Here is a 1384-nt window from a genome sequence, read left to right as displayed (position 1 = left end):
CGGTCGCGCAGGGCGGTGGGGGCGGTGGATCCGGTGTCGCCCGTCGGGCGCGCGGGGCCGCTCACGCGGCGCCCACCGGGTCGCGGGCGATGCCGTCGCGGACGACGATCTCGCGGTCGGACCAGGCGGCCACCCGGGACTCGTGGGTGACCAGCACCACGGCGGCGCCGGTGGTGCGGGCGGCCTCGGTGAACAGCTCCATCACCCGCTCGCCGTTGAGGGAGTCCAGGGCGCCGGTGGGTTCGTCGGCGAACAGCACCCGGGGACGCCCGACCAGGGCCCGGGCCACGGCGACCCGCTGCCCCTGACCGCCGGAGACGGTGCCGGGGCGGTGGTCGGCCACGTCGTGCACCTCCAGCCGCTCCAGCCACTCGTCGGCGCGCCGCTCGGCCTCGCGGCGGGCCACGCCGTTGAGGCGCAGCGGCAGGGCGACGTTCTCCCGGCAGGTCAGCTCGGGCACCAGGTGGCCGAACTGGAAGACGAAGCCGAAGGCGGAGCGTCGCAGGGCGCTGCGCTCCGCGTCGGAGAGGGTGGTCATCTCGCGACCCTCGAAGCGGACGCTGCCGGAGTCCGGCGGGACGATCCCGGCCAGGCAGTGCAGCAGGGTGGACTTGCCCGATCCCGAGGGGCCCATGATCGCGACGATCTCGCCGGGGGCCACCGAGAAGTCGGCCCCGGCCAGGGCGGGGGTGGTGCCGTAGGTCTTGTGCAGGGCTGTGGCGGTGAGCAGGGCATCGGTCACGGCCGGATCACCTCCGCGGCGAGTCGGTCGAGGCGGGCGGCGGTCAGGTCCAGCCACCGCAGGTCGGCTTCCAGGTGGAAGAGGGCGTGGTCGCAGATGAGCTGGTCGGCGAGGTCACCGGCCAGCTTGCGGCGGGTCAGCTCACGCATCAGCCGCAGGTGCTCGGCACGCTGGACGTCCAGCAGGCCGGCCGCGTCCCGGCTGGTCAGCAGGGCGAGGACGACCTTGGTGTAGAGGGTGCTGCGCAGGTAGGGCTCGGGCTTCTCCGGCCGGGAGAGCCACTCGGCGACGTCGGTGACGCCGGCGTCGGTGATGGCGTAGCGCTTGCGGTCGGGGCCCTCCCCGGCCTCGACGCCCTCCACCTCCACGAGCCCGTTCTTCAGCAGACGGGACATGGTCGAGTAGACCTGTCCGTAGTGGAGGGGCTTGTCCTGACCGAAATGGGCGTCGAAGGCCCGTTTGAGATCGTATCCGTGGCTGGGGCCGCCCTCCAGCAGGCCGAGCAACGTGTGACTGATGGACATGCGGACCACTATACACATCGCGTATACACCGGGTGTGGAATCGAGGTGAATACCGGGAGAGCGGCCGACCGGACGCCCCCGGGCCCCCTCGGCGGAGCCCGCGCGCGCCCCGGTGCGC

2 protein-coding genes are annotated in these 1384 nt (G+C 73.2%); both read right to left on the bottom strand.

Annotation, left to right across the window (positions count from 1 at the left end):
- Positions 1–61: 61 nt before the first annotated feature.
- Positions 62–742, bottom strand: a complete 681-nt coding sequence (locus FOE67_RS25750) for an ABC transporter ATP-binding protein (RefSeq protein WP_182667224.1) — start codon at positions 740–742, stop codon at positions 62–64.
- Positions 739–1266 carry a PadR family transcriptional regulator gene (locus FOE67_RS25745; RefSeq protein WP_143624352.1) on the bottom strand — a complete coding sequence of 176 codons (528 nt, stop codon included), beginning with the start codon at positions 1264–1266 and terminating at the stop codon, positions 739–741. The genes FOE67_RS25750 and FOE67_RS25745 overlap by 4 nt, the downstream gene beginning before the upstream one ends.
- Positions 1267–1384: the final 118 nt, after the last annotated feature.

The sequence above is a fragment of the Streptomyces calidiresistens genome (assembly GCF_014141525.1).
Classification (GTDB): Bacteria; Actinomycetota; Actinomycetes; order Streptomycetales; family Streptomycetaceae; genus Streptomyces; species Streptomyces calidiresistens.
Note: the sequence above shows the minus strand (reverse complement) of the source record. Positions and strands in the feature narration are given on the sequence as shown.

What these genes read in the sequence shown, in the direction of transcription:
- FOE67_RS25745 (WP_143624352.1), bottom strand. Translation starts at nt 1,266, where the DNA reads ATGTCCATCAGTCACACGTTGCTCGGCCTGCTGGAGGGCGGCCCCAGC.